Origin of the sequence: Psychrobacter pocilloporae, assembly GCF_029872915.1 — a bacterium.
In the GTDB taxonomy this organism is placed as follows: Bacteria; Pseudomonadota; Gammaproteobacteria; order Pseudomonadales; family Moraxellaceae; genus Psychrobacter; species Psychrobacter pacificensis.
In genome coordinates this window covers 1,834,413-1,860,490 of record NZ_PGFT01000001.1, presented here as the reverse complement: position 1 = coordinate 1,860,490, position 26,078 = coordinate 1,834,413, and the positions used below count along the sequence as shown (strand labels likewise).

General features: G+C 43.7%; 21 protein-coding genes. 12 read left to right on the top strand and 9 right to left on the bottom strand.

The genetic code is table 11. The annotated features are described in order from the left end of the window. Positions 1-347: 347 nt before the first annotated feature. From CUR83_RS07985 to CUR83_RS07965, 5 genes are all read right to left on the bottom strand, one after another. A complete protein-coding gene (locus CUR83_RS07985; RefSeq protein ID WP_071003624.1) occupies positions 348-977 on the bottom strand; it encodes a glutathione S-transferase family protein in 630 nt (209 codons plus the stop codon). 43 nt (positions 978-1,020) lie between these two features. Continuing rightward, a complete protein-coding gene (locus CUR83_RS07980) occupies positions 1,021-1,698 on the bottom strand; it encodes a type 1 glutamine amidotransferase domain-containing protein (RefSeq protein WP_277077760.1) in 678 nt (225 codons plus the stop codon). Between the two features lie 246 nt (positions 1,699-1,944). Then, positions 1,945-2,994 (bottom strand): NADP-dependent oxidoreductase, encoded by a 1,050-nt coding sequence (locus CUR83_RS07975; protein WP_284719414.1) that lies wholly within the window; start codon positions 2,992-2,994, stop codon positions 1,945-1,947. Between the two features lie 270 nt (positions 2,995-3,264). Beyond that, complete coding sequence (locus CUR83_RS07970) at positions 3,265-4,476, bottom strand: iron-containing alcohol dehydrogenase (protein ID WP_284719413.1); 1,212 nt, start codon at positions 4,474-4,476, stop codon at positions 3,265-3,267. 289 nt (positions 4,477-4,765) lie between these two features. Beyond that, positions 4,766-5,371, bottom strand: coding sequence for a TetR/AcrR family transcriptional regulator (locus CUR83_RS07965; RefSeq protein WP_071001724.1), 606 nt, complete (start codon positions 5,369-5,371; stop codon positions 4,766-4,768). A gap of 348 nt (positions 5,372-5,719) precedes the next feature. Here CUR83_RS07965 and CUR83_RS07960 point away from each other — a divergent pair, with 348 nt between their 5' ends. Beyond that, entirely contained in the window at positions 5,720-7,204 is a 1,485-nt protein-coding gene (locus CUR83_RS07960; protein WP_071001723.1) for an aldehyde dehydrogenase family protein, read from the top strand. A 118-nt stretch (positions 7,205-7,322) separates the two neighbouring features. Here the strand turns inward: CUR83_RS07960 and CUR83_RS07955 are convergent, their stop codons facing one another. Then, the gene (locus CUR83_RS07955; RefSeq protein ID WP_071001722.1) at positions 7,323-7,568 is read right to left on the bottom strand and encodes a hypothetical protein; all 246 of its coding nucleotides are present in this window, start codon (positions 7,566-7,568) and stop codon (positions 7,323-7,325) included. A gap of 502 nt (positions 7,569-8,070) precedes the next feature. Between CUR83_RS07955 and CUR83_RS07950 the strand changes: the two genes are divergently transcribed. Then, on the top strand, positions 8,071-9,438 hold the full coding sequence (locus tag CUR83_RS07950) for a DASH family cryptochrome (RefSeq protein ID WP_071001721.1): 1,368 nt from the start codon (positions 8,071-8,073) through the stop codon (positions 9,436-9,438). Positions 9,439-9,645: 207 nt separating this feature from the next. Here the strand turns inward: CUR83_RS07950 and CUR83_RS07945 are convergent, their stop codons facing one another. Then, positions 9,646-10,392 (bottom strand): hypothetical protein, encoded by a 747-nt coding sequence (locus CUR83_RS07945; RefSeq protein ID WP_071001720.1) that lies wholly within the window; start codon positions 10,390-10,392, stop codon positions 9,646-9,648. A gap of 88 nt (positions 10,393-10,480) precedes the next feature. After that, a complete protein-coding gene (locus tag CUR83_RS07940) occupies positions 10,481-11,227 on the bottom strand; it encodes a hypothetical protein (RefSeq protein WP_071001719.1) in 747 nt (248 codons plus the stop codon). A gap of 465 nt (positions 11,228-11,692) precedes the next feature. On the opposite strand from CUR83_RS07940, the gene CUR83_RS07935 reads away from it, so the two are divergent. The 9 genes from CUR83_RS07935 (at position 11,693) to mmsB (ending at position 23,596) form a co-directional block, all read left to right on the top strand. Continuing rightward, a complete protein-coding gene (locus CUR83_RS07935; protein ID WP_284719831.1) occupies positions 11,693-12,847 on the top strand; it encodes an MFS transporter in 1,155 nt (384 codons plus the stop codon). 307 nt (positions 12,848-13,154) lie between these two features. Next, entirely contained in the window at positions 13,155-14,825 is a 1,671-nt protein-coding gene (locus CUR83_RS07930; RefSeq protein ID WP_284719412.1) for a fatty acid--CoA ligase, read from the top strand. Positions 14,826-15,139: 314 nt separating this feature from the next. Next, positions 15,140-17,161: a propionate--CoA ligase gene (locus tag CUR83_RS07925; protein ID WP_284719411.1), complete on the top strand. Its 2,022-nt coding sequence runs from the start codon at positions 15,140-15,142 to the stop codon at positions 17,159-17,161. A gap of 317 nt (positions 17,162-17,478) precedes the next feature. Then, a complete protein-coding gene (locus CUR83_RS07920) occupies positions 17,479-18,963 on the top strand; it encodes a CoA-acylating methylmalonate-semialdehyde dehydrogenase (protein ID WP_284719410.1) in 1,485 nt (494 codons plus the stop codon). Between the two features lie 186 nt (positions 18,964-19,149). Continuing rightward, the gene (locus CUR83_RS07915; RefSeq protein WP_284719409.1) at positions 19,150-20,310 is read left to right on the top strand and encodes an acyl-CoA dehydrogenase family protein; all 1,161 of its coding nucleotides are present in this window, start codon (positions 19,150-19,152) and stop codon (positions 20,308-20,310) included. A gap of 32 nt (positions 20,311-20,342) precedes the next feature. Continuing rightward, positions 20,343-20,528, top strand: coding sequence for a hypothetical protein (locus CUR83_RS07910; RefSeq protein ID WP_284719408.1), 186 nt, complete (start codon positions 20,343-20,345; stop codon positions 20,526-20,528). Continuing rightward, positions 20,480-20,782 carry an enoyl-CoA hydratase-related protein gene (locus CUR83_RS07905; protein ID WP_284719407.1) on the top strand — a complete coding sequence of 101 codons (303 nt, stop codon included), beginning with the start codon at positions 20,480-20,482 and terminating at the stop codon, positions 20,780-20,782. The genes CUR83_RS07910 and CUR83_RS07905 overlap by 49 nt, the downstream gene beginning before the upstream one ends. Before the next feature lie 326 nt (positions 20,783-21,108). Further along, positions 21,109-22,368 (top strand): enoyl-CoA hydratase/isomerase family protein, encoded by a 1,260-nt coding sequence (locus tag CUR83_RS07900; protein ID WP_284719406.1) that lies wholly within the window; start codon positions 21,109-21,111, stop codon positions 22,366-22,368. A gap of 286 nt (positions 22,369-22,654) precedes the next feature. After that, entirely contained in the window at positions 22,655-23,596 is a 942-nt protein-coding gene (mmsB, locus tag CUR83_RS07895; RefSeq protein ID WP_284719405.1) for a 3-hydroxyisobutyrate dehydrogenase, read from the top strand. 160 nt (positions 23,597-23,756) lie between these two features. On the opposite strand, the gene CUR83_RS07890 is transcribed toward mmsB, so the two are convergent. Next, positions 23,757-24,515 (bottom strand): IclR family transcriptional regulator, encoded by a 759-nt coding sequence (locus CUR83_RS07890; RefSeq protein WP_284719404.1) that lies wholly within the window; start codon positions 24,513-24,515, stop codon positions 23,757-23,759. A 592-nt stretch (positions 24,516-25,107) separates the two neighbouring features. On the opposite strand from CUR83_RS07890, the gene CUR83_RS07885 reads away from it, so the two are divergent. Beyond that, positions 25,108-25,974 carry a hypothetical protein gene (locus tag CUR83_RS07885; RefSeq protein ID WP_284719403.1) on the top strand — a complete coding sequence of 289 codons (867 nt, stop codon included), beginning with the start codon at positions 25,108-25,110 and terminating at the stop codon, positions 25,972-25,974. The last annotated feature ends 104 nt before the right edge of the window (positions 25,975-26,078 follow it).

Sequence of the window (26,078 nt, the reverse complement as noted above, 5' to 3'; positions counted from 1 at the left end):
AGGAAATAGAGTGAAATAGGACAGATGCCAGGCGGGGAGTCAGGTCAGTGCAGTTAGCATTTATAGCGTGAAACGCCAGTCAACTCACTGATGGTATCTGAAAGATAACCCAGAAAATTCAGAAAGGATTTTATCATAAATTTTATCGTGCTTTTGTCATCGACACGTAATTGATGGATGGTGCTGAGCAATTTATTTGCTCTACAGCTTAATTTTCTTATGTAACATTGATGACTATAATTCGATGGTTATTCATGCAATCGTAAAATAAAGCACGCATAAAAAACAGCTCTATACAGAGCTGTTTGTGTGTATCGGAAAATTGGTCTGTCAATTATGATGCAATGCTAAACAGATTGATCGTACTTAGCCTCTAGCTGCATAGCGCGCTGATAGCTATCAAGACGAGCCAGCTGTTCGGCATACTGTCTGATATTTGGATACGCGTCAAGCTTTTGGCGCTTAGCAAGAATGATTAAGTCAAATGACAGCATAAAATCAGCACCACTTAGTTTATCACCCACAATGAACGACTTACCTTCAACCGAAGCATCCAGATATTCAAACAATCTGGTTTTTTCTCTATCGATATAGCCATTCAAAAACTCATTGTCATCAATGCCTGCTTTTTTGGTAAATAGTTCAAGCATTAATGGCAACATCAGCGAGCTTTCTGCAAAGTCAATCCACTGTAGATAATACCCATAGTCCGAGCTGTCTGTCGCAGGACGTAGACGCTCGGGCGCAAATCGCTCAATCAGTAACTCAGTAATGGCCCCTGATTCAGCATAAATTTGGCCGTCCATCTCGATAACTGGAGATTTACCGAGTGGATGCACCGCTTTTAAAGAATCCGGTGCCAAATGAGTTTTGGCATCACGTTGGTAACTAACAACTTCGTAGGGCACACCTAGCTCTTCTAAAAGCCAAAGCGTACGTAATGAACGTGATTGATTAAGATGATGTAAGCGAATCATAATATCGACCTTAGGCATGGCTTGATTTATCGGTTTCTGAGTCCTAACCTTTTAGCTTGGCAACAAGGCGCGTAGCCGCTTCTTCTGAAGATGCTGGGTTTTGACCAGTGATCAATAAACCATCTTCCACGACAAACGATTCCCAATCGGCCGCTTTTTCGTAGTTACCACCATTAGCTTTTAATACGTCTTCTACTAGGAACGGTACTACGTCTGTTAGACCAACGGCATCTTCTTCTGAGTTGGTAAAGCCTGTGACTGTTTTGCCTTTTACTAAGTACTCGCCATCAACTTTCACGTTTTTAAGCGCGCCAGGTGCATGGCAAACAAACGCGACAGGCTTGTCTTGCTTGACGAAATTCTCGATCAATTCGATAGAGTTCTTATCTACTGCCAAGTCCCACAATGGGCCGTGACCGCCAGGGTAGAAAACTGAATCAAAATCTTCTACTTTCATGTCAGCAAGTTTCTTGGTATTAGCCAAGTGCTCTTGCGCCTCTTTGTCGTCTTTAAAACGCTTGGTATCTTTGGTTTGTGTATCTTCAGTATCGCTACTAGGATCTAGTGGTGGCTGACCACCTGCAGGAGACGCTAGAGTGACATTGGCACCTGCATCGAGAAACGCATAGTAAGGAGCTGCAAATTCTTCTAGCCAAAATCCTGTCTTTTTGCCAGTATCGCCTAGACGGTCGTGTGAGGTTAGTACCATTAAAATATTCATGATTATCCTTATTTATTGTTTATATGCGAGTAAAGCAAGTGTTTAACAGTCATGTGTTTTTTGTCTTTATCAACAATGACTCGGTTTAAGCATCAAGTCATATCAATAGAATTGATGACCGCTAATATTATCCCTGCTTCAGACGTAACTTTCAGTAGTGATTTTAGCAAGTTGTGTTGTTAATTTTTTGTTAACAATAGTTATTAACTATTGTTAATTATTTAACAATCAATTATTTAACATAAGTTACTGAACGTCAGAGACCTTAACCACGGTTTTACCAAAGTTATCACCGTTTAACATACCGAAAAAGGCTTTTGGTGCATTGTCTAGACCATCAGCGATGTATTCTTTGGTTTTGACGTCGCCTGACTCTACCCATTTGCTCATGGTTTCTAAGAACTCTGGGAAGTGGTCGCCATACTCTTCAAAGATAATGAAGCCTCTGACCGTGAGACGCTGACGGAGAATGAGTCCCATCAATTGACCTAGGCGGTCTTTGCCATCAGGTAGATCGGTTGCATTGTATTGTGAGACCAGACCGCATACGGGAATACGAGCATGATCATTTAATAATGGCATGACAGCGTCAAACACGTGCCCACCGACGTTTTCGTAATAGATATCGATCCCATCTGGGCACGCGGCTTTTAGTTGCTCAGCGAAGTCATCAGCTCTGTGGTCGATACAGACATCAAAGCCAAGCTCGTTGACCGCGAAATCGCATTTCTCTTTCCCGCCTGCTACACCAACAGTGCGAAGACCATATTGATTACCCACTTGACCGACCGTAGCACCGACAGGTCCAGTGGCTGCAGCGACAACTAACGTTTCGCCTTTTTGCGGTTTGCCGATATCAGTCAGACCCATGTAACCAGTGAAGCCGGGCATACCTAACACACCTAAACCATAAGAAGGGTTTGCCATGTTTTTGTCCAGTTTCAGGACGCCTTCGCCATCACTGACACTGTAGTCCTGCCAGCCGGAATTTGATACGACCAAATCACCGACAGCAAATTTATCGATATTAGACTCAACCACTTGCGCGACTGTGCCCCCCATGATGACGTCACCGACTGCTAATGGGTCTGCATAGCTTTTTGCATCGCTCATACGTCCACGCATATATGGGTCTAATGACAGATATACCGTGCGTAATAACATCTCGTTATCGTTTGGCGTTGGGATGTCGCTGGTTGTCAGATCAAAGTTGTCAGCGGTTGGCTCGCCGTTCGGGCGGCTGGCAAGTTTAATTTGACGGTTGGTTTGTTGATTCTGCTCTTTATCGAAGCTCATAGTAGGACTCCTTTATATTCATTGTCATTATTATAGAGGTATTAGATGTAGTAACTACTCAATATTGAATTGAATATAGTCGAACCACTATTAAAGTGTTACAGCGTTAGACTCGTTTAGCCTACTACTGTAGTACTTGCACTCGTCTGCCTTGTACCACTTTTAATATTGATTGACTACAACTACTATAAATAGCATAACGTTATGTAGTTATTGTTACTGTCGCGATTTTTCTTATAATTCTTCTGACAGTTCTTGCTATATCGTTTATTAAGACGCTTTGCTAGTTACAGCACGCTGTAAGATACGACGTGAGACGTCCAAATCATTTTTACCGTGCTCACCAAGTTCGAACATGTTATGTGCATCAAGTTGCTTGATAATTGGATCAATCGCTGACTCAGTCAAATCGACGTCTTCTAGGCTCACTGGCAAGCCAAGTTCGCGGAAGAAGTTTTCAGTATAGACAATGGCCGTCTCGATGATGGCATCGTCGTCTTGGTCAGTATCAGTGATGTTCCATACGTTACGTGCGTACTGGAGTAGTTTTTCTTTTTTGCTTTCTTTTAGCTCACGCATGACCGATGGCAAGACGATGGTCAAGGTACGTGCATGATCGATAGCGTGCAAAGACGTAAGCTCATGACCGATCATATGGGTTGTCCAGTCTTGTGGCACACCAGTACCGATCAGGCCGTTCAATGCCATGGTTGCTGTCCACATAATGTTCTTACGTGTTTCTAGGTTCTCTGGATCTTGCTTAACGACTAGACCTTCATCGATAAGGATTTTGAGCAAGCTTTCAGCAAAAGCGTCTTGAACCTTGGCATTGACTGGATAAGTTAAATACTGTTCCATCACATGGACAAAGGCATCAGCAACGCCGTTCATAACCTGACGTTCAGGTAATGTAAGGGTTTTTACTGGATCTAGGATTGAGAATTTAGGGAAGGCCAGTGGGTTACCAAATGGTAGTTTTGCTTGACGTTCGCTATAGTTAATCACGCCGCCTGAGTTCATCTCAGAACCCGTTGCTGGGATGGTCAATACCGCACCTAGGTCAATAGCAGAATCGATGTTCTTGCAATAGCCCGTTAGCGCGTCCCAAGCTTGATCACGTGAGACCGTACCATCTTCTTCAGTTAATGAAGATACGAGTGCCACAAATTTACTGCCATCAATCACTGAACCACCGCCAACTGCTAATAAGAAGTCGATGTTATGCTCATTCACCATGTCGGCTGCTTTTAATAGTGTGGTGAATTCTGGATTGGCTTCGATACCACCAAATTCAAACACAGTACGGTTACCGCTTGCCGCTAATGCAGTTTTCACTTCATCCAAAGTACCGGTACGCTGTGCTGAACCACCACCGTAAGTAATAAGAACGCGTGCATCAGTAGGCACTAGGTCTGATAACTGTTCGATTTGACCTTCACCAAAAACGATGCGGACTGGGTTGTAGTATTGAAAGTTATTCATAAAATTCCTAATGTTGATAAAAATGGTTCCGTCAAATATGTTGACGTTAAACAATGAGTGGTAAGCAATGCTTGTTTTATATTTGCTCTAAATGCTTGATGCGCATTGTACACCAATTAGACCAGTCGTCTAGTGGTTGTTTATAAATGATTACAAAACTCTCATACAACGTTTTTATCAAGCATTGGGTTTTTAAATAACAATATGATGTGTGGGCGCAAACATAAGCCGCCAATTTAGGGGCTCTAATACCGAAAACGTTACTGTTTATTATCTTATTATCTTATTATCAACGTCCCATCTGAGTCGTCGTCATTTGCCAAATTTCCGCTAGGGGCGTATTCGTTTGGCTGATCTTAGCCATTAGGCTGGCGCCAAGCCACGCGAAATACCAACGTTTGGCCATACTCTCAGCTGATATATTATCGTGGCGAGGTACAGACCCATCTATCCAGCCTGCCTTGATCTGCTCGGCGAGCCACATGGTCGTTTGTTGATAGCCAGTATCAAGTGCTTTACGCATGGTTTCTGATATATCAGCCACTTCTGCGCTTAGCTTCACTACCAAGCATTTATCGTGATCACAGCCGTTCTGCTGGGTGTCGTACCAGTTTTGGAAGTAATCATATAGCTTTTGCTGGGCGCTCACATTTTGTGCATCGATGATATCAAGACGAGCTTTATATAAGCTGAAGTAATGATTGATGATGGCCTCACCAAAGGCTTCTTTTGAGGCAAAATAATGATAAAAAGAGCCTTTAGGCACGCCAGCTGTGTCTAATATTTGTTTGAGGCCGACAGCGGTAAAGCCTTTTTTGGCTATTAATTGGTAACCAGTGGCAAGCAAATGAGCTTTGGTATCGGGTGTGGTGCCAGTGTCTATGATATTAGACATAAATAGAATTTTCTCCCTTGATAATCGTAGTAATAGGGTCGTCAGGTTTCATTTGAGCGTCATGTCGATGGCATATTCTAATGCTATACATTTATATGTGTTACGTTTTATCGACAATATTGGCTGAAAAAACAGTCCTGTTTTACTAATATCTATGGTAGCATTAGACCAGTCGTCTATCAAGGTAGGTTTTGTTCTTATCAGTTATCATAAATGTTCGATTTTAATTTATGTCAATTTGTGATTTAACCATAACTGTGAGTATCTTACCTATAAGACAGCTTCAACTATTTTATTCAAAGTACTGAAAATAAATTTTTATATAACAAAGCAAAAATAAGGATAATTATGTCAAGCAATGATAATAACAGTAATGCCTATAGCGATTTTCATTTGCAATTCATTGGCGGTGAATGGCAAAAAGGTAAAGATGATAGCATTAATACTGATACCAATCCCTACAATGGCGATACGATTGTAGAAATTCAGCAAGCGACTAAAGACCAGCTTGATGAAGCATACGATGCTGCCGACCAAGCGCAAGCCAAATGGGCAAAAACGACGCCAGCTGAGCGTGCAGCTGTTATGTATAAGGTAGTCAGTATCCTAGATCAGCGCCAAGATGAAATCGTTGACTGGTTGATCAAAGAGTCGGGCAGTACACGCATTAAAGCCATGGTTGAATTTAGCTCGGCACGTGCCATCACGCTTGAAGCAGCGTCTTTTCCTAACCGCGTACACGGTGAGATTCGCCCCTCTAACACTCCTGGCAAAGAAAACTTCATTTACCGTGAGCCCATCGGAGTGGTAGCAGTCATTAGCCCATGGAACTTTCCGCTGCATTTAACCCAGCGTTCTATCGCACCAGCATTAGCCCTTGGTAATGCGGTTGTATTAAAGCCAGCAAGCGACACACCAGTGACAGGTGGCTTACTACTAGCAAAAGTGTTTGAAGAAGCGGGTCTGCCAAAAGGTCTATTAAACGTCGTGGTCGGCTCCGGTAGTGAGATAGGCGATGCCATCGTCGAGCACAAAGCGCCAAGCTTAGTATCATTCACAGGCTCAACCTCAGTAGGCCAGCACATCGGTGAGCTAGCAAATGGCGGTGAGTATATCAAACAAGTCGCGCTTGAGCTTGGCGGCAACAGTCCATTTGTGGTACTCAAGGATGCTGACATTGAGCAAGCAGTCAAAGCAGCTGCCTTCGGTAAATTCTTGCATCAAGGCCAAATCTGTATCGCGATCAATAGGGTTGTCGTGGAAGACGAGATATATGATGACTTCGTAGAGCGTTTCTTGGCACATGTCAAAACATTGAATGTCGGTGATCCTAATAAGCAAGATACGGCTGTTGGCCCTATCATCAACGAAAAACAACTCAAATCGCTCAAAGATAAAATCGCCAAAGCGCAGGACGAAGGCGCGAAAATGATACTCAGTGGTGAGATTGAAGGCCAAGTCGTACCGCCGCATATCTTTACTGAAGTCACTCGCGAGATGGATCTATCCTGTAATGAAGTATTTGGCCCATTGGTTGGTATCATTCGTGCTAAAGACGAAGACGATGCATTATCAATCGCCAATGACTCTATGTATGGCCTATCTAGTGCGGTATTCACTGCTGATATGCAAAAAGGTTTGCGTTTTGCTCGTGGTATCAGAGCAGGTATGACCCATATCAATGACATCTCGGTCAATGACGAAAGCAATACGCCATTTGGTGGTGAAAAAAACTCAGGTATCGGTCGCTTTAACGGTGAATGGGTACTAGAAGAGTTCACCAGAACACATTGGATTTCAATGCAAAACGAGCCACGTCAGTATCCGTTCTAATAGCATTGCACTACGATAAATAATAAAAAAAGACCGCTTCGATAGCGGTCTTTTTTTGTGATGTTCGATGGTTGTGCTTGAACCTACTTATATGACAATTAGTCTATAGTCTAGTCATCTATCTAGCATGAAAGCCCAATAACCCTTCAATCTCTTCGATACTCATACGTCTGACCAGCGCTTGCTCTTCTACTGACAAGCGATTGGTATGTTCTTTTATCATGGTATGGATGCTCCGAGATATCTCAGAGGTGGTGGCATAATACATTTGTGGCTGCTCTTTTGTCAGTCTCATCAAGAATTGATTGATAAGTTTACGTTTTTCATCCGATTTGTTCTCTTCAGCGATATTTTTTTCAGTCATGGTATTCTCCTAGAGGTAGGCCATTTAAGCAGTCCGGAGCATGAGAGTCAATGGCGATAAGTAGATTTTAGCTTGGATAATTACTACCTTGCTAGTAGGTTATTAATGCCATGAGTCAATACCAAACTTGTCGTAAGCAAGATATGCTATTTTATAATAAAGCCCAATAAAAAAAGAGTATTGAGATTAGGGCGTGTTGAACATTCGCAAATAGGCACTGCTGATCGCTAAAATTGTTCCAGACAAGGCACAAAGCGACGATAATGCAGATGCCTTAGCGAGATTTGTAACGCAGTATGGGGCAATGTTAGCATCAGCCCCAACGATAAAAGCAGGGGACAGGACTCTTTTTTGCCGCTTCATCGTTAAAAATAAGCGCTTAGAATGACTAAACTTATTATTTTTAACCTCGAATCGCCTAAAAAATAGTCGCTGTCAGTGCCATGGTCGAATGTTCAACACGCTCTAATTAAAAGCTATCGAACAATAAGAGGTTTATGCCATGTCCCATCAGCTATCTGGTAAAAATGTATTGGTTCTCTTTCACAATGACCTGCGAGTAATGGATAATGCCACGTTATCGAAAGCCGCCAAGCTCGCGCGTGATGGGCGATTATTACTGGTTTATGCCTCATCCTTGATGGATATATTGGACAATCAAAACTCTCAGGCTGCTTATCATTATGACACGATAGGCATCGCCCGCCAGCAATTTTTGCAAGAGAGTTTGGCGGACTTAAATACATCATTAGAGCTGCTTGGTAACAAGTTGCTACATCTACACAAAACCCCAACGTCACCGAATACCTTCATGCAGTTGAATGAGCTCATTGAAGCGCAGCAGGTGACAGATATCTGTGTGAGTCAAACGGCTGATTATTATCAGAACCAAATATATGTACGACTACAGAATAAACATCCACAGATATGTTGGCATATTGAGACAACGGCTACTTTGTTTGATGAATTACCGCTAAATGATTTGCCCAAAAGCTTTACGCAGTTCCGCAAAAAAATTGAAGCAGATTATGATTTATTGCATGCAGCACAAGACATCACTATTTGCGCGACGCCAGAGCGATTGGCCCCAATACCTGAGAGTCTGGTGGATAGGTGCGAGTACTTCTTTAAAGTAGGCGAAGATAATGCGCAGGCAATCTCCCAACAAAAACAGCAAGCGCCTAATTTCAAAGGTGGTGAGTCGAACGGGCTAAATCACTTAAAGAATTATTTTAATTCCGACGCGCCAAGTACTTATAAAATCACACGAAACGCGCTTGATGAATGGACGCATTCCACAAAATTTTCTGCTTGGCTGGCGAATGGCTCGTTGTCTGTCAATACTGTATTGAATCGACTGCGCCATTATGAGCGTGATGTCATCGCAAATGAATCCACTTATTGGATATGGTTTGAGCTGCTTTGGCGTGAATATTTTTATTGGTACGCTGTCACCCATCAGCAAAAATTATTCTGGTTTAAAGGTATTGGTCAGCACACGCCATCAACCCAACTGGATCAGAAAAAATTAGAACAATGGAGAAATGGTGATACAGCATATCCTATTGTCAACACCTGTATGCATCAACTGAAGGCAACAGGATATATGTCAAACCGTGGACGACAGTTAGTCGCCAGTTGCTTTATCCATGAGTTGGGTCTTGATTGGCGTTATGGGGCGACTTACTTTGAGCAGCATCTTATCGATTATGACGTCGCCAGTAACTGGGGGAATTGGCAATATCTGGCGGGCGTGGGGGCGGATCCAAGAGGATGTCGGCAATTTAATCTTGATAAACAAACCCAGCAATATGATCCAAACGGTGAGTTTATCCATCAGTGGCAAGGGGTATTAAAACAAGACAGCTAATCATAAGCGACCACTATCTTGGTTGTCTCTTTAGTCGTGGCAGCGCTTCAATGACACATCATGCTCTTTTGCATTAAACATAGCGATACTAGAGTATACAGATAGCGACCGCCAGACTACTCTCATGCGACTTAATAAGCACGTGGTAAAAAGGGGCTATCTTTTAGCCCCTTTTTTATCATTACGCGATATCAATATAAGAAGAGATTAGGCTTTGATAAGTTTGGGTCGAGCTTTATCAATGGCTTTTATCAGTGCCTTCTCAAACTCACCGTCTTTGAACCTAACAAGATAAGAGTGTGCGGCACAAAAATTTCGAACATCGCGCCACTCATGTGCTAGGTTGGTTGCCCAGTCGCAATATTGTGCGCCTGCATTTGGCTTGTCTTTGAGTGCTTTTTTGGTGGTAGGGTGCAATATCAGCTCAGGCAATACCGCTTCTAGTAGCTTGATGGGCGGACTCATAAACGTATCATCAACGTGTAAGCTTTGGCTGGCAGGATGATAGGCCAACAAGGAGCCTGCATGAATCATCTCATTAGGCGATATATAGTAAATGCCCTCTGACATTGAAAATTTAAGCTCAGGATAGCGTTCAGCAACCGCGTCACTCTCTACCAAATCGTCAGCCCAGCGCACTTCTGGTATCTTTTTATGATGGCGACTACTGCCGTAAAACGTGGCTTGAGGGAAGTCTTTTGCCATTTGCGCACAATATACAGTATGGAATGGATGAACGTTTAGCACCGCCTCGACATCTTGACCATTATTGGTGAGCGCCATGACTTCGTCTCGAACGTCACCTGTTAAGGCGTAGCTGTCCAAAAAGACAAAGCGTCCTGAGGATAGCTTGACCAGTGAGCACTGGGTACCAATGTTTATCACACCGCCGATACGGAATGACCCGCGTATGTTCCAAAATCCTGCCCCTAAATCATGAATTTTATCTGACATTTATCGTTTTCCTTATGTAATAGATTGAATCAACAAGTGATTGTTTTTCTTGTCGAAATTTTTATATTTTACGTTTTTCTTAGAGTCGTTATTTTGCCTCAAGCTCGCTACGCGCGTTATCAATAGCAGATAATAACGCTGCTTCAAATTGGCCTTCTTCAAATACGACTAATCCTGAATGTGCACCGCAAAAATGATGTACGCTGCGCCATTCGTGTGCAAGATCTATCGCCCAATCACAATAGGCTTTGCCAGCGTCGGGCTCATCTTTTAGTGCTTGTTTGGTGGTGGGGTGTAAACCTAGGTTTGGCTGTACGGCATCAAACAGCTTAGAAGGTGGTATCTCAAACGTATCATCGACATATATACTTTGGCTGGCAGGATGATAGACCAATAGTGAGCTTGCATGGACTGACTCATCAGGGGCGATGTAGTAGATGCCCTGAGGTAGGGAGAACTTCAGCTCAGGATAACGCTCAGCGACCGCATCGCTTTCGACCAAATCCTCTGCCCAGCTTACTTCTGGTACTTGTTTTGGGTGTCGACTACTACCGTAAAACGTGGCTTGCGGAAAGTCTTTGACCATTTGCGCACAATGTATCGTATGAAATGGATGAACATTTAAGACGGCTTCGACATCTTGACCATCATTGGTCAATGCCATCACTTGCTGACGAACCTCGTCTTTTAAAGTATAGCTGTCCAAAAAAATAAATCGGCCTGATGATAGCTTTATAAGCGCACATTGGACGCCGATATCTATAATGCCGTTTTTTATAAATGACCCTCGAATACTCCAAAATCCTGCACCTAAATCGTAAATCTCATCATTCATTGACATGACTCCTTAATCATTTAGTTGTTCAATTATTTTGCTTATTGATAGGTAGCACCCTATGATTATTGATTTTTGAGCGCGTAAAGTCTGTAATAGAAAAGATATAAGCAATATAGATGTGTAAAAATAAAAAGTTGTTAGGTAAATGTCATCATTGAGGGTATAGATCCAAGTCTTTATTCTAAATGGAGAGTCTAACCAAGCGCCAATAACACATTTAAACCTGAGTATATCGGTTGGTGTGCTAACATGCTTTTCTGGTCATTATGATAAATAGATATCCTGTATGGCTGTGCACCTCCTTCATAGTTTCACATTATATTCTTTCATTATCCAAGCCAATGACGCCTCCTTGTCATAGCATAATCAATTATAGTAAGCGCCCTTGTGAATAATTCTAAAGATAAAAATCAAAATTTTGCACCAAAGGCAGTAGCCTCATCCAGTCACTCTACGTCGTGGATATTAAAGCTCACGATTGGCCTGATTGGTATGTTTGCTTTTTTACAGGTGTACTCTATCCAAGCCGTGCTGCCAGTCATGATGGTGGACTTTTCTGCGACGGAAGTGCAAGCGGGCATGATCGTTGGCGCTACTGTATTGGCCATTGCCATCATGTCACCATTTTTGGGTATGCTCTCAGATGCCGTCGGGCGCAAATCCTTTATCGTCGGTGCTTTGTTATTTTTGGCCATACCAACAGCGCTGATTGCCCAAAGCTCGAGTATTGAATGGGTCGGTATTTGGCGTTTTATGCAAGGACTGTCTGTACCCGGTATTACGGTGGTGACGATTGCTTATATCGGTGAGGAGTTTGAGGGCCGAGCAATGACTGATCTGATGTCCTTTTATGTGTCAGGAAGCGTGCTTGGCGGCTTTATGGGCCGGTTTTTGATGGGGCATTTGCATGAGCTGATTGGCTGGCGTGACGGTTACTATGTGATGACAGCGATGACGCTGCTGGGAGCGATATGGGTTGGCAATATGCTACCATCGTCTCGTCACTTTGAGGCCAATCCTAATTTTCGCTCAGCGATACAGACGTTAGGTGAGCATGTCACCAATCGTTATGTGGTGACCGCTTGTTTGCTTGGCGCTTGTGTGCTGTTCTCCCTTGTAGGCTGCTTCACTTTTATCAACTTACATTTGGCGGATAAGCCTTATGAGCTTGGTACAGGTGCGCTCGCCAATATTTTTGCCGTGTATTTGCTTGGTGTGATTATTACGCCACTATCAACGACCTTGCTGCGCCGGTTTGGCTCAGCACGTACGGTTCGGGTAGCCATCATTATCTCCATGATTGGAGTTCTGTTGACCTTGGTGACCCCACTATGGGGGGTAATCATAGGACTTGCTGTTATGTCATCTGGTGTGTTTATTACGCAGTCAGCGACCATCAGCTATATTGCTGTTAATGTCAAAAAAGGTCGATCATTGGCATCAGGCTTATATTACATGGGCTATTACACAGGCGGTACACTTGGAGGGTGGCTGGGTGGTATAGCCTATGCGCGAGGGCAGTGGTCTCTTACCGTATGGTTGTTATTGTTTGTTCAGGTATTGGCACTCTTGATAGCCAGTTTTGGGATGATTAAAACGACAAGACGCGCCACTTAACGGTATATCAGGTATTATCTATGTTTGGTTACCCGTCTTATGATACGTAATGTAAGGTCGCTTTACATGGTGATGGTTTTTTCTTACTATCAAAGAGGTATTCAATCTTATTGCGGTCAGTGAAGCTTGTTGCTTTTACTGCGCCAAAACCGATTGGTATTCAGCAGGACGCTATCAACAGTAATAATGACTCTATATTATAAAAATAGTGTGGTTATAGCGGTTCATTCTGTATTAGTATGTCTTATTGCTACTTATTTATTACTATCTATAACTTATAAGCGCGACAAACAAGGAAATTAGGTCTATGTCAAATATGTACCATGGTGCCCCCTCTGCCTATGATTATCCATTACTGGTCAAGCAGCTCTTAAACCGTGCAAAAACAGTGTCACAAGACCAAGAGATTGTCTATGCGGACAAAAAGCGACTCACTTACAAGGACTTGTTTGAGCGTATCAATCGCTTGGCAAACGTACTTGCTGACCTGAACCTTGATGCAGGCGACATCGTTGCCGTTATGGACTGGGACAGCAATCGCTATCTTGAGTCTTATTTTGCGGTACCGATGTCAGAGTACATTCTACAAACTGTCAATATCCGTCTATCACCAGAAAAAGTCCTCTATACCATCAACCATGCCAAGCCTAAAGTGCTGATGCTCAACTCTGAGTTTGCGCCATTGGTCAAAGACTATCAATTTGAAAATTCTAGTATCGAGCACATTATTTGGCTGGACGACAATGGTGTGACCGCTGAAGGGGTTTTTGGCAGTAATCAAAGCCGCGTGACAGGCGAGTATGAAGCATTGCTAGAAGCTGCTGATAGTCATTTTGACTTTCCAGACTTTGATGAAAATACCATCGCGACGACCTTCTACACCTCAGGTACGACAGGGAATCCCAAAGGCGTTTTCTTTAGTCACCGTCAGTTGGTACTACACAGTCTAGCGGAAGCGGCAACCTTGGGTATGCTACCAAATAAGCAAGGTGTTAGCTACGGTGATGTCTATATGCCGATGACGCCGATGTTCCATGTACACGCATGGGGTTTCCCATTTACAGCAACGATGGTGGGTCTAAAGCAAGTCTATCCAGGACGTTATGCGCCTGATAGCTTGCTTGATTTGATCATCAATGAAAAGGTGAGTATCACACATTGTGTGCCAACGATTTTGCAGATGGTGCTCAAAGAGGCACAAGATCGCGATGCCAGCTTTAATGGGTTAAAAATGATCATTGGTGGTTCAAGATTGACCGAAGGGCTAGCAAAAACAGCAATGTCTCAAGGCATCGAAGTTTACACCGGCTACGGTATGTCAGAGACGGCACCGCTTATCAGTCTGACTGAATTTAGTCTCAATGAGCCTGAAATGACGGAAGATGAAGACATCGCCCGTCGCTGTATGACAGGTAAGCCAGTGCTTATGGTCGATGCACAAGTATGGGGTGAGGGCAACAAACCAGTAGGTAAGGGTCAAGAGAATACGGGTGAGCTGGTGCTACGGGCACCTTGGTTGACCCAAAGCTATTTCAAAAATGACGACGCTGGTAAGGAACTGTGGGAGAGTGGCTATATGCACACTCAAGACATCGCTTACATACGTCCTGATGGTTATATTAAAATCACTGATCGCCTAAAAGATGTGATCAAATCAGGGGGCGAGTGGATCTCATCGCTTGAGATTGAGACGATTTTATCACTGCATCCATCCGTAGCGGATGTCTCAGTGATTGGCGTTCGGGATAAGCAATGGGGCGAGCGTCCGTTGGCTTTGGTGGTACTAAAACCAAATGCTCAAGAAACCAGTGCTGACGATATTAAAGCCATTGCAGAAAAAGCGGTAGAGCGCGGTATCATTCCTAAATATGGCGTGCCAAGTCAATTTAAATTCGTTGATGAACTGCCAAAAACCTCTGTTGGCAAGCATGACAAAAAAGTCATGCGTGAGATGTATGCCAATCAAACTCAAGTATAATATTATCTATCGATTGAATGTCAAAACGCTTGTGCTCATCAAAATGTAATGCGTGTTGCACGCTTAACAGTTGACCTTTGTGATGGGCTCTGCTACATTTTAAACCGATACATAACGTATCGGTTTTTTAATTCTGGCAAGGATGACCAGTATTTATCAGGACATTTTTTACCGCAGTCACAACAGTGTAGCGTTGATAAAGCCAATCGCGTACAAAGATCATATCACGCGATACAAGTGCAATAACAACTTACCAATGCGCCGATTATAAAAAATTCTTATCCCATTTCTCGTTTATGCTAAGGACAGCTACTATGAGCGACCACGCCCAACACCCAGTCTCTACTCTAGCGGCAGACGTGCCCACGTTCGCGGATATTTATCATGATTCCATTATGGCTCGAGAGAATTTTTGGGCTGAGCAAGCAAAGCGCATCTACTGGCATAAAGAGCCTGAGCAGATTCTCGATGACAGCAATCTGCCTTTTGCGAAATGGTTTGTTGGCGGTGAAACCAATCTTTGCTATAACTGTGTCGATCGTCATCTGCCAGACCGTGCAGAGCAAGATGCCTTTGTGTGGGTGTCATCAGAGATCAATCAAGAGTTAATAGAAACCTTTCCAGCGGTCGTTGATTCGTTTAAAGATCTGGGCAATAACGTTGAGTTTTATACAGATTACGCCAAGCGCCGCCTGACTTATAATGATTTATACAAAGAAGTGAATTACTTCGCAGACGTGCTACAGCGTCATAGTATTGGCAAAGGCGACCGTGTCATTATCTATATGCCAATGATTCTAGAAGCAGCATATGCCATGCTGGCTTGTGCTCGCATTGGTGCTATACACTCAGTCGTATTTGGCGGATTTGCCGCGCATAACTTGGCGATCCGCATGGATGATGCTGAGGCAAAAATGGTCATTACAGTGGATGCAAGTCTGCGTGATGGTAAGGTTATTAACTATAAAAATCTCGTCAATCAAGGCGTTGAACAAGCAACAACCAAGCCTGAGCATGTATTAGTTGTCAATCGTGGTATTTTACCGTTTGAGCCGAGAGGTGTCGACGTCGATTATGCGACTGAACGACGTCACAGCTGCGAGGCCCATGCAGTTGTGGCACCAGTTTGGCTTGAATCCAACACACCGTCCTATCTGCTTTATACCTCTGGTACGACTGGCACACCAAAAGGGGTGCAACGTGATACTGGTGGTTATGCAGTCGCGCTGACAACATCGATGGATTATGTCTATGATGGTAAGGCAGGCGAGACATTCTGGGCGATATCAGATATTGGCTGGGCGGTTGGGCATTCGTATACGATTTATGCGCCACTGCTAGCGGGTATGACCAGTGTTATGTACGAAGGCTTACCACACTTACCGAACCCAGGTATCTGGTGGCGTATCGTTGAAGCTAATAAAGTTAATATTCTATTTACGGCGCCTACAGGCGTACGTATGCTCAAAAAGCAAGATGAAAGCTGGATGACGCGCTACGATGTGTCTAGTGTCAAGTCGTTCTTTTTGGCAGGTGAGCCGCTTGATGAGTCAACGGCTAATTGGTTATCTCAGCATTTAGGCGTACCGATTCTAGATCACTATTGGCAGACAGAGTCTGGCTGGCCGATCTTGAGCCATACACCAAAATTCAATCATAAACCGCACAAGCAGGGCTCGCCCGGCTATCCTATGTATGGCTATGAAGCGAAAGTCCTCAATGAGGAAACAGGTGAACCTTGCAGGGCGGGTGAAAAAGGGTTGCTTGCGATTAAAGCGCCACTACCACCTGGCTGTCTCACCACGGTATGGCGTAACGATGAGCGCTTTGTCAGCAGCTACTTTGGTCTGTTTGATGGCCAGCAGTATTCTACCTCAGACTATGCAGTGACAGATGAAGACGGTTACTTTTACATCTTGGGGCGTACCGATGACGTGATAAACGTCGCAGGCCATCGAATAGGTACGCAAGAGATAGAAGAAGCAATTAGTACTCATCCAGAGATGGCAGAATGCGCTGTGGTAGGCATCCAAGATGAGCTAAAAGGCGAGCTACCAATTGCGTTCTGCGTCCTAAAAGATCAATCGCAAGTCGAAACCACCGAAAACCGCTTCCGCATTGAGCAGCAAGTCATAGGCGCTGTGGTCAAATCCTTAGGCGGTATTGCAAGGCCGGCGGCCATTTATTTCCCGCAGGCATTGCCAAAGACGCGCTCTGGCAAAATCCTACGCCGATCTATTCGGGCGTTAGCAGAGGACAGGCCTACCGGCGACATGTCGACGCTTGATAATCCAGCCGCTATTGATGCGATTAAGCAATCAATGAAGGATTATTAGTTGGTATAGGCTAGCAACTATGTTGGTTCCGCCTAAAAACTAGGTTGATCTTATTAGAAGCTCATGAGCAATCATGGGCTTTTTGTTTCTACTATTTGGATAAATCCCCTTTAACAAAACAAACTTAGCGAAAATTTTGATAAAGCGCTTGACCGTAAAATTGATTTATTGTTATAGTCAATAACGATACAAAATAAATCATTTTAAAATTTGGTTTTCTATAAATATTTTGCAAATAACTATTTATAGCGCTTAACTTTTAATGAATACTCAGATACCGTCATACGGTAGTCTCGCAAAAAAGATAAGGATATCTTATGCACCACGTTCAGCAGCTCATCAATGGTCAGTTCGTACAATCAAATACCGACGAATGGATTGATATCACCGATCCAGCAACTCAAGAAGTCATCGCAAAAGTCCCTCAAACCACCAATGATGAGATTAATCAAGCGGTTGCCGCCGCACAGACAGCGTTTGAAACCTGGCGCAAAACGCCAATCACCACACGTGCGCGTATCTTTTTGACCTATCAAGCACTTATTCGCGAGCATATGGATGAGTTGGCAGAAATCTTGACCGCAGAGCAAGGCAAAACGATTGCTGATGCGCGCGGTGATGTGTTCCGCGGTCTAGAAGTGGTAGAGCATGCCGCTGGTATCGCCAATTTGCAAATCGGCGACTTTGTAGAAAACGTCGCATCAGGCGTTGATACTTATAGTATTTGGCAACCACTCGGTGTTTGTGCTGGTATTACGCCGTTTAACTTCCCCGCGATGATTCCGCTATGGATGTTCCCAATGGCGATTGCTACGGGTAATACATTCATCCTAAAACCGTCTGAACAAGATCCGATGGTGACTATGCGCTTAGTTGAGCTAGCGATTGAAGCGGGAGTACCAGAAGGCGTGCTGAACGTAGTGCACGGTGGCAAGGCTACCGTTGATGCTATCTGTGATCATCCAGATATCAAAGCGGTTTCTTTTGTGGGTTCTACCAACGTTGGTAAACATGTCTATGAGCGTGCCAGCCAATCAGGTAAGCGCGCCCAATGCATGATGGGTGCAAAAAACCACGGTGTTATCTTACCTGATGCCAATAAAGAGCAAACGCTCAATCAGCTAGCGGGCGCGGCGTTCGGTGCCGCTGGTCAACGCTGTATGGCATTGTCAGTGGTCGTGCTAGTAGGCGCAGCTGGTGAATGGATTGACGAGATTAAAGCCAAAGCAGAAAGTTTAGTTGTTTCAGCAGGTAAAAATGATAAAGATTTAGGACCATTGATTTCTCCTGCTGCAAAAGCCCGTGTCGAGCATTTGATTGGAACTGGGGTAGAAGAGGGCGCAAGTTTGCTACTTGACGGTCGCGGAATTACTGTTGAAGGGTTTGAGAACGGTAACTTTGTTGGGCCGACTATCTTTGATAATGTCACAAGCGACATGCAAATCTATAAAGAAGAAATATTCGGTCCCGTACTGTGTATTATGCGCGCTGATAGCTTAGATGAAGCAATTGCACTGCTTAATGCCAATCCACATGGCAATGGTACCGCGATATTTACCCAGTCAGGAGCGGCAGCCCACAAATTCCAACAAGATATCCAAGTCGGTCAAATCGGTATTAATTTGCCAATTCCTGTGCCACTTCCAATGTTCTCATTCTCAGGTTCACGTGGCAGTAAACTTGGCGACCTAGGTCCTTATGGCAAGCAAGCCGTACAGTTCTATACTCAGACGAAGACAGTGACGGCACGTTGGTTCGATGATGAAGCGAGCCGCGGTGTTAACACGACGATTTCGATTTAATCGTCAGATTACTGTATTTTCGGTATAACGTTAATACGACTTGCGGTACTATTGAACGCAATTTTATTATCGTTATGCCGTTATCATATAACGCTAATGTCCTATAAAATCTCTGACCAGCGTTTTTATTGACGTTTATCTGAGATTTAAGCCCTCTATTTGATCTATAAGAACAAGGATGACCCTATGGATTTTTCATTGACCGATGACCAAGTTGCTTTTCGTCAAACAGCCCGTCAGTTTGCGCAAAAAGAGCTTAAACCGAACGCTGCTGAATGGGATCGCACCTCGCATTTCCCAGTGGACATCATCAAAAAATCGGGTGAGCTTGGCTTTTTGGGACTATACACCAATCCAGAATATGATGGCTTGGGCCTGCCAAGGCTCGACTCAGCAATGGTATTCGAAGAGTTGGCATGGGGTGATACGTCCGTGGCGGCTTATATGAGCATCCATAATATGGCCGCATGGATGATCGGCGAATATGGTAGCGAACCCTTATGCAAAAAATACTTGCCCAATATGGTCAGCGGTGAGTGGCTTGGCAGCTATTGCTTAACAGAGCCAAATGCAGGCTCTGATGCGGCCTCACTCCGTACCAAAGCGGATAAAAAAGGCGACTATTACGTACTGAACGGCGAAAAAATCTTTATCTCTGGTGCAGGCTCGACCGATGTATTGGTGGTGATGGCGCGTACTGGTGGTGCTGGGCCAAAAGGGGTATCAGCGTTTGTTGTAGATGCCAATAGTGCTGGTATCGAATATGGCAAAAACGAGCATAAGATGGGCTGGAAAGCACAGCCGACACGAACGATTAGCTTTAAAGATGTCAAAGTCCCAACAGAAAACCTGATAGGTGAAGAAGGTCAAGGTTTTCGTATCGCGATGAAGGGGCTGGACGGTGGTCGTATCAATATCGGTATTTGCGCGGTAGGAACGGCGCAGGCTGCATTAGAGACGGCAACCAGTTACGTACAAGAGCGCAGTCAATTTGGCAGTCCAATTGCCAGCTTACAGTCGGTACAGTTTAAGCTTGCTGATATGTTGACTCAGACCATTGCTGCACGGCAAATGCTGTATCTTGCAGCGAGTAAAGTCGATAACAATGATGGGCAAGCGTCTACCTACTGCGCAATGGCCAAGCGTCTCTCCACCGACCTTTGTTTCGATGTTGCCAATGAAGCTCTGCAATTACACGGGGGCTATGGGTATTTAAACGAGTATCCGCTCGAGCGCCATGTACGAGATTTGCGCGTGCATCAAATTTTAGAAGGCACCAATGAGATCATGCGCGTGATTATTTCACGTCAAGTCTTGCAAGATGAAGGGCTAAGCCAACTTCGCTAATTTATCTCGATCTACTGAAACAAGGATGTTTTATGACAGATTATACCAATCTACAGCTATCAATTGAGGGTCATACCGCAACATTGACGTTGAACAATCCACCTGCACATACGTGGACGATGGATAGATTGCAGAAGCGCACGCCCAGATGGCACTGCCAGAGACAGGTGTGGAATTACTGCCCTGTGCAGGCGGTACGCAAAACCTACCTTGGCTAGTGGGTGAAGGTTGGGCCAAGCGCATGATACTGTGCGGTGAGCGCGTTGATGCAGATACCGCACTGCGTATCGGTCTGGTTGAAGAGGTCACTACAAAAGGTGAGGGACTACAAGCCGCTCAAGATTTGGCAAAAAAAGTCGCTAAACAATCGCCCGTCGCCATCAATTATTCCAAAGCACTGATTCAAGCAGCTAGAAATACACCTCCTGCGCAAAATTTGATCCATGAGCGTGAAGCTTTCGTTAAGCTATAGTCGATACACTCTAAAAATGTCATAGCGCTACTGGGATGAATTTTGCGCAGCCTCTGGGAACGCAGCATGCAAGTAAAATTTATACCAGTAGCGCGTTTAAATCCATAACAGTTTTACATTCAGCTAACTATATTTGACACAACGGATCAGCGTGAAGGGGTATAAGCCTTTTTAGAAAAGCGTCAACCCAATTGGCAAAACAAATAAGCATTGCTTAAAATGCTTGGGTCATAACACTCATGACATTATTTAACTTTTTAACTTTTTAACTTTTTAACTTTTTAACTTTTTAACTTTTTAACTTTTTAACTTTGTAGGTCACTTTTATGACAGCAGCTACCGACGATACCCAAAACTCTTCGAACAATACCGAGCAAGAGGCATCTGTATTGTTCAATACTGAACCAACAGATTGCGGGCATTTGATTGGGATAATGACACTTAATACCCCAAAATCGCTTAATGCGCTCAGTGTCGATATGTGTCAACTTCTAGCAGCGCAGTTAGAGGAGTGGCAAGCGGATGACCAAATAGTGGCGATTGTGTTAAAAGGTGCAGGCGATAAGGCCTTTTGTGCAGGCGGTGATATTCGTAAGCTCTATGACAGTATGTCTACTAGTGCGCCGATACCAAACCCTTATGCCACTGAGTTTTTCAGTCACGAGTATCGTCTATATCGTCAAATGCACTTTTACTCAAAACCATTAATACTTTGGGGTGATGGCATCATCATGGGCGGCGGTATGGGGCTGATGGCAGGATGCAGTCATCGTATTGTCACTGAGCGCACACGTTTTGCTATGCCTGAGATTACCATTGGCCTATTTCCTGATGCCTCAGGCAGTTGGTTTTTGCAGCGAATGCCTGCCAAAACAGGTTTGTTCTTAGGCTTGACTGGCGCGATATGCAATGGCAATGACGCGCTATTGGCCAACCTAGCAGAGTATGCTGTTGCAAGTCATGATTATGATGCTGTCATACAACGTCTTAAGCAGAGCGACTGGCAAACGCTCGATAGTGCCAGTAGTTCAAACAAGTTCCATCATAATAGTGCGCATAGTATCGTCAGCCGTGCACTTGCTGAGCTGCCAGTAGCCGAGTTGTCTGATAGTAAGCTCGCGACCTACTGGCAGCCTATCCAAAAATTGATGAACAGTGGCAGTTTGGCAGATATCGATGCATCGCTACAAAGTGATGAAGCGCTAGTACAGTTAAATAAAGATTTTTCAGAAGACAGTTGGACTCAGCGAGCAGTTGCAACCTATCGTCATGGTTGCCCAGTGACGGCAGCGTTAACCTACGCGCTGTATCACAAAGTCGCTGATTTATCGATAGAACAAGTTTTATATTTAGAAGCCAACGTGGCGGTACATTGTGCAGCCAATCCTGATTTCAAAGAAGGTGTGCGTGCATTATTGATTGATAAAGATAAAGATCCGCAGTGGTCGCGCTCGTTGGCAGACTGCGTAAGTGTAGAAGGCCAAGCGTATATCGATAAGCACTTTGCCAATCCTTATCCAAAAGGTGAGCACCCTCTAGAAGATTGGCTGGGTGAGGAAGCTTTGGGCAGTCAGTATGTGCGCTAATTATTTACAGACAACTCAAAAAGTAAGACAGACAGCGTTTTTTAATATAGTTAGCTGAATGCAAAACTGTTATGGATTTAAATGCGCTACTGGCATAAATTTTACTTGCGTGCTGCGTTCCCAGAGGCTGCGCAAAATTCATCCCAGTAGCGCTATGACATTTTTAGAGTGTATCGACTATACTTTTAAAAAAGCATTGTAAAACATAACGTAAATATATTACTAAAAAATATTGTCAAATAGTATGTAGCAATGGCTACATCATAAATCATCAAGGAGTGATGAGATGGGTACAAAAGATACAGTGATGATGGATAATAACTCTAAACCAAATATTGCCTTTATTGGGCTTGGTAATATGGGTGCGCCTATGGCAGAAAACTTATTAAAGGCAGGATATACACTTTCTGTCTTTGATTTGTCTGATGCAGCAACCCAGCGCTTAGAAAAAGCAGGTGCTCGCGTGGCACAGAGTCCTAAAGATGCAGCGAGCAATGTTCAAGTTGTCATTAGTATGCTGCCGGCGGGTCAGCATGTGCACTCTGTGTATCTGGGCGATAGTGGCGCTAATGGTCTGCTGGCAGAATTACCAAAAGGCACGCTTGTGATTGACAGTAGTACAATAGCGGCTGCTGATGCTAGGACAGTGGCAGACGCTGCAAGCCAGCTTGGCATCGACTTTTTGGATGCCCCCGTGTCTGGCGGGACAGGCGGGGCGATTGCTGGTAGCTTGACCTTTATTGTGGGTGGTGATGACGACGCTTTTGCCAAAGCTGAGCCGATACTCGCTGTAATGGGGAAAAATATTTTTCATGCAGGCGAACATGGTGCAGGACAAGTTGCGAAGATTTGCAACAACATGCTGTTAGGTATCCTAATGGCAGGCACGGCAGAGGCGATTAATTTAGGGGTAAAGAACGGTCTAGATCCCAAAGTATTATCAGATATTATGCTACAAAGCTCAGGCCGTAACTGGACGTTAGAGGTCTATAACCCTTATCCGCAAGTCATGGAAAATGTCCCATCTAGCAATGGCTACCAAGGTGGTTTTATGAGTAAGCTGATGCAAAAAGATCTCAATCTTGCCATGCAAACGGCAAAGGATACTCATGTAGACACGCCAATGGGTGCCAAGGCAACAGAGTTATATGCCACGCATGCGCTTGAGAACGGTGATAAAGATTTCTCTAGTATTATGGGCCGTCATGATGCCTCGGTATTGTTTTAGAATTATCTTAGAAATAACGACTCATATACTCAATCACTCTTACTATCGTGAATAGTGAGGACTGATTAAAGAGCGCTTGTTAGATGCAAAAAGGTTCATGCTACATTTATAGTGTGAACCTTTTTTATTTGATCATAGGAATGAATGAGCAATGACTCTATTAGCTTTGTAAGTCATACACGAGAGCTTGAATATCTTGCGCTGCTTGCTGTAGTCGAGGTACATGAATCAGTAATTCGTCGAGCGATACGCGTATCGTTGGTGCATGCAGGTACAATGAGGCCAGATAGCGCGACTTTTTATCTAATATAGGCACCGCCACCCCCACCATTTCAGAGATAAACTCCTCGTTATCAATACCAATGCCAGTGGTAGCGATACGGTCGAGCTCGGCATTCAAGGCGTCAATATCAGTGATGGTGTTTTTGGTGAATTTATCTAATGGTAAACCCTGCAATATTTTATTACGACTGGTGGTAGACAACTGGCTTAAATACAATTTACCAGTTGCCGTACACCACATGGGCGACTTTGCACCTACTGGGAGGTATATCTGCAATGGTAAGGTCGTTTGTGCGCGGTTGGTATAAATCATATTCATATAATAAGGAACACCGATACCGCAAGTTTCTTTGAGCTCATCAACCAGTTTTTGCAAAATCATCTGGCGCTCATTAAAGAATAAGCGCTGCTGCCAAAGCTCAACGCTCAGATTGCGAACCCGTTTACCAGGAACAATACCGCCACCGATATCAACGGTCAAAAAACCATCGTCGACCAAATTCTGAATTAAACGGTGTATGGTCGGTTTAGGAATATCCAACTCTTGCGATAGCTCAAGTGGAGAGAGAGGTTTAGAAGCATATGACACGGCTTCTATGATCTCTAACACACGGGTGATCGAGGATACTTTAGGCATATAAAAGGCTCGGTAGTAGTAAAAGGGTGAGGCTGACGAGACTATAATGTTTTCATAACGAAGACAAATAGTAATAAATCTGCATTCCCACAATAGATCTATCTCTATGTCTAATTTAGCACAATATCAAGCTGAGACAAGGCTTGGTGACACTATATAAGAACATTTGTACTATTAGCTTCCATATTTACAATTTTTTCTAAGCGCAACAGTAGATACCTCAACTCACACATTGCAACATTCTGTAGTAATAAGCTATATAACTGCTGTTGAGTTGAGTGGCTTACTCAGACATTATGATGAAACATTTTGTAATACCCTCACATGAACATTAAGCGGATCAGTATTCATGTCTACGCTGATTAATTGCTTTGAGAGAGTTGTGTAACAGGAATTCAAAGTTTTGCAGGTTAGTGTAGTAATTATTACAGTAACTATGCAATATTTACATAACGGCAAATAAAAAGCGCATCCATGGGGGTGACTTTTTGAGTCAAAATTGTTTTAATCTCTTCAACAAAATGGTGGTTTAAAAAAGAGCAAAATTATCATTTTTTACGGGCGAGTTACTTTACACTTTAGGAGAATAATTATGAAACTTATTAAACTTACAGCTATCTCTGCTGCTGTTCTAGCATCAACTGCTGCATTAGCAGCTGATCCGGTTATCGTTGTTGATAACAACGATGCAGTAGTATACGAAGCTAAACCAGTGGCTGTTGCCTACCAAGCAGAACCTGCTTACGTATATAACTCTGATGCTGGTATCGTACGCAACACTACTGGTGCTGTATTTGGTGGTACTAAAACTTTCTTCCAAACAGCTGTTAATCCAGCATCTGTTAGTGCTGAAGTTGGTACTCTAGGTTATGGTGCTAACATCGGTTGGTCACTTAACGAGAAAACTGAATTACAAGCTGGTTGGGCAGGTGGCGATGTATCTGATATCAAAGATGACTTTGATGTAGACGACATCAACTATGATATTGATGATGCAGATTTTAGTAACCCATACTTAGGCGTACAGATGCGCCCTGCAGCGAACTGGTTTACTGTGGGTGCTGGCATCATTGTACCAGATAATGATTTTGAAGTAACTGCAAGTGCTGAAGGTCCAAACTTTAGAATTGATAACATTGATTACAATGCTGAAGACGTTGGTACCTTGTCTGGAACTTTGGAGCATCGTAATGATTTGGCTCCATACCTAACCGTTGGTTTCCGTCCAAATATCTCTGATAGATGGGGTGTGTTTGGTGAAATCGGTGCAGCCTACATGGGTAAAACCGATGCTACTGTTCGCTCAAGTAACCCAACACAAATTGTCAGAGTTACAGGTGGAGATGAACTGCCTGTAACTGGCGCTGAAGTTGCAAGACGTGCTGAGAGTGAGCTTGAAGATAAAGATTGGTTAGAGTGGTTGCCAATCGTTAAACTTGGCGCAACTTACCGTTTTTAATCTAATCACAGTGTAAATACTGTCATTAGAACAAAAAAAACGACCTTTTTTAAGGTCGTTTTTTTATGTTTAAAAGAAAGTGAAGATAATAAATACAAGAGCAT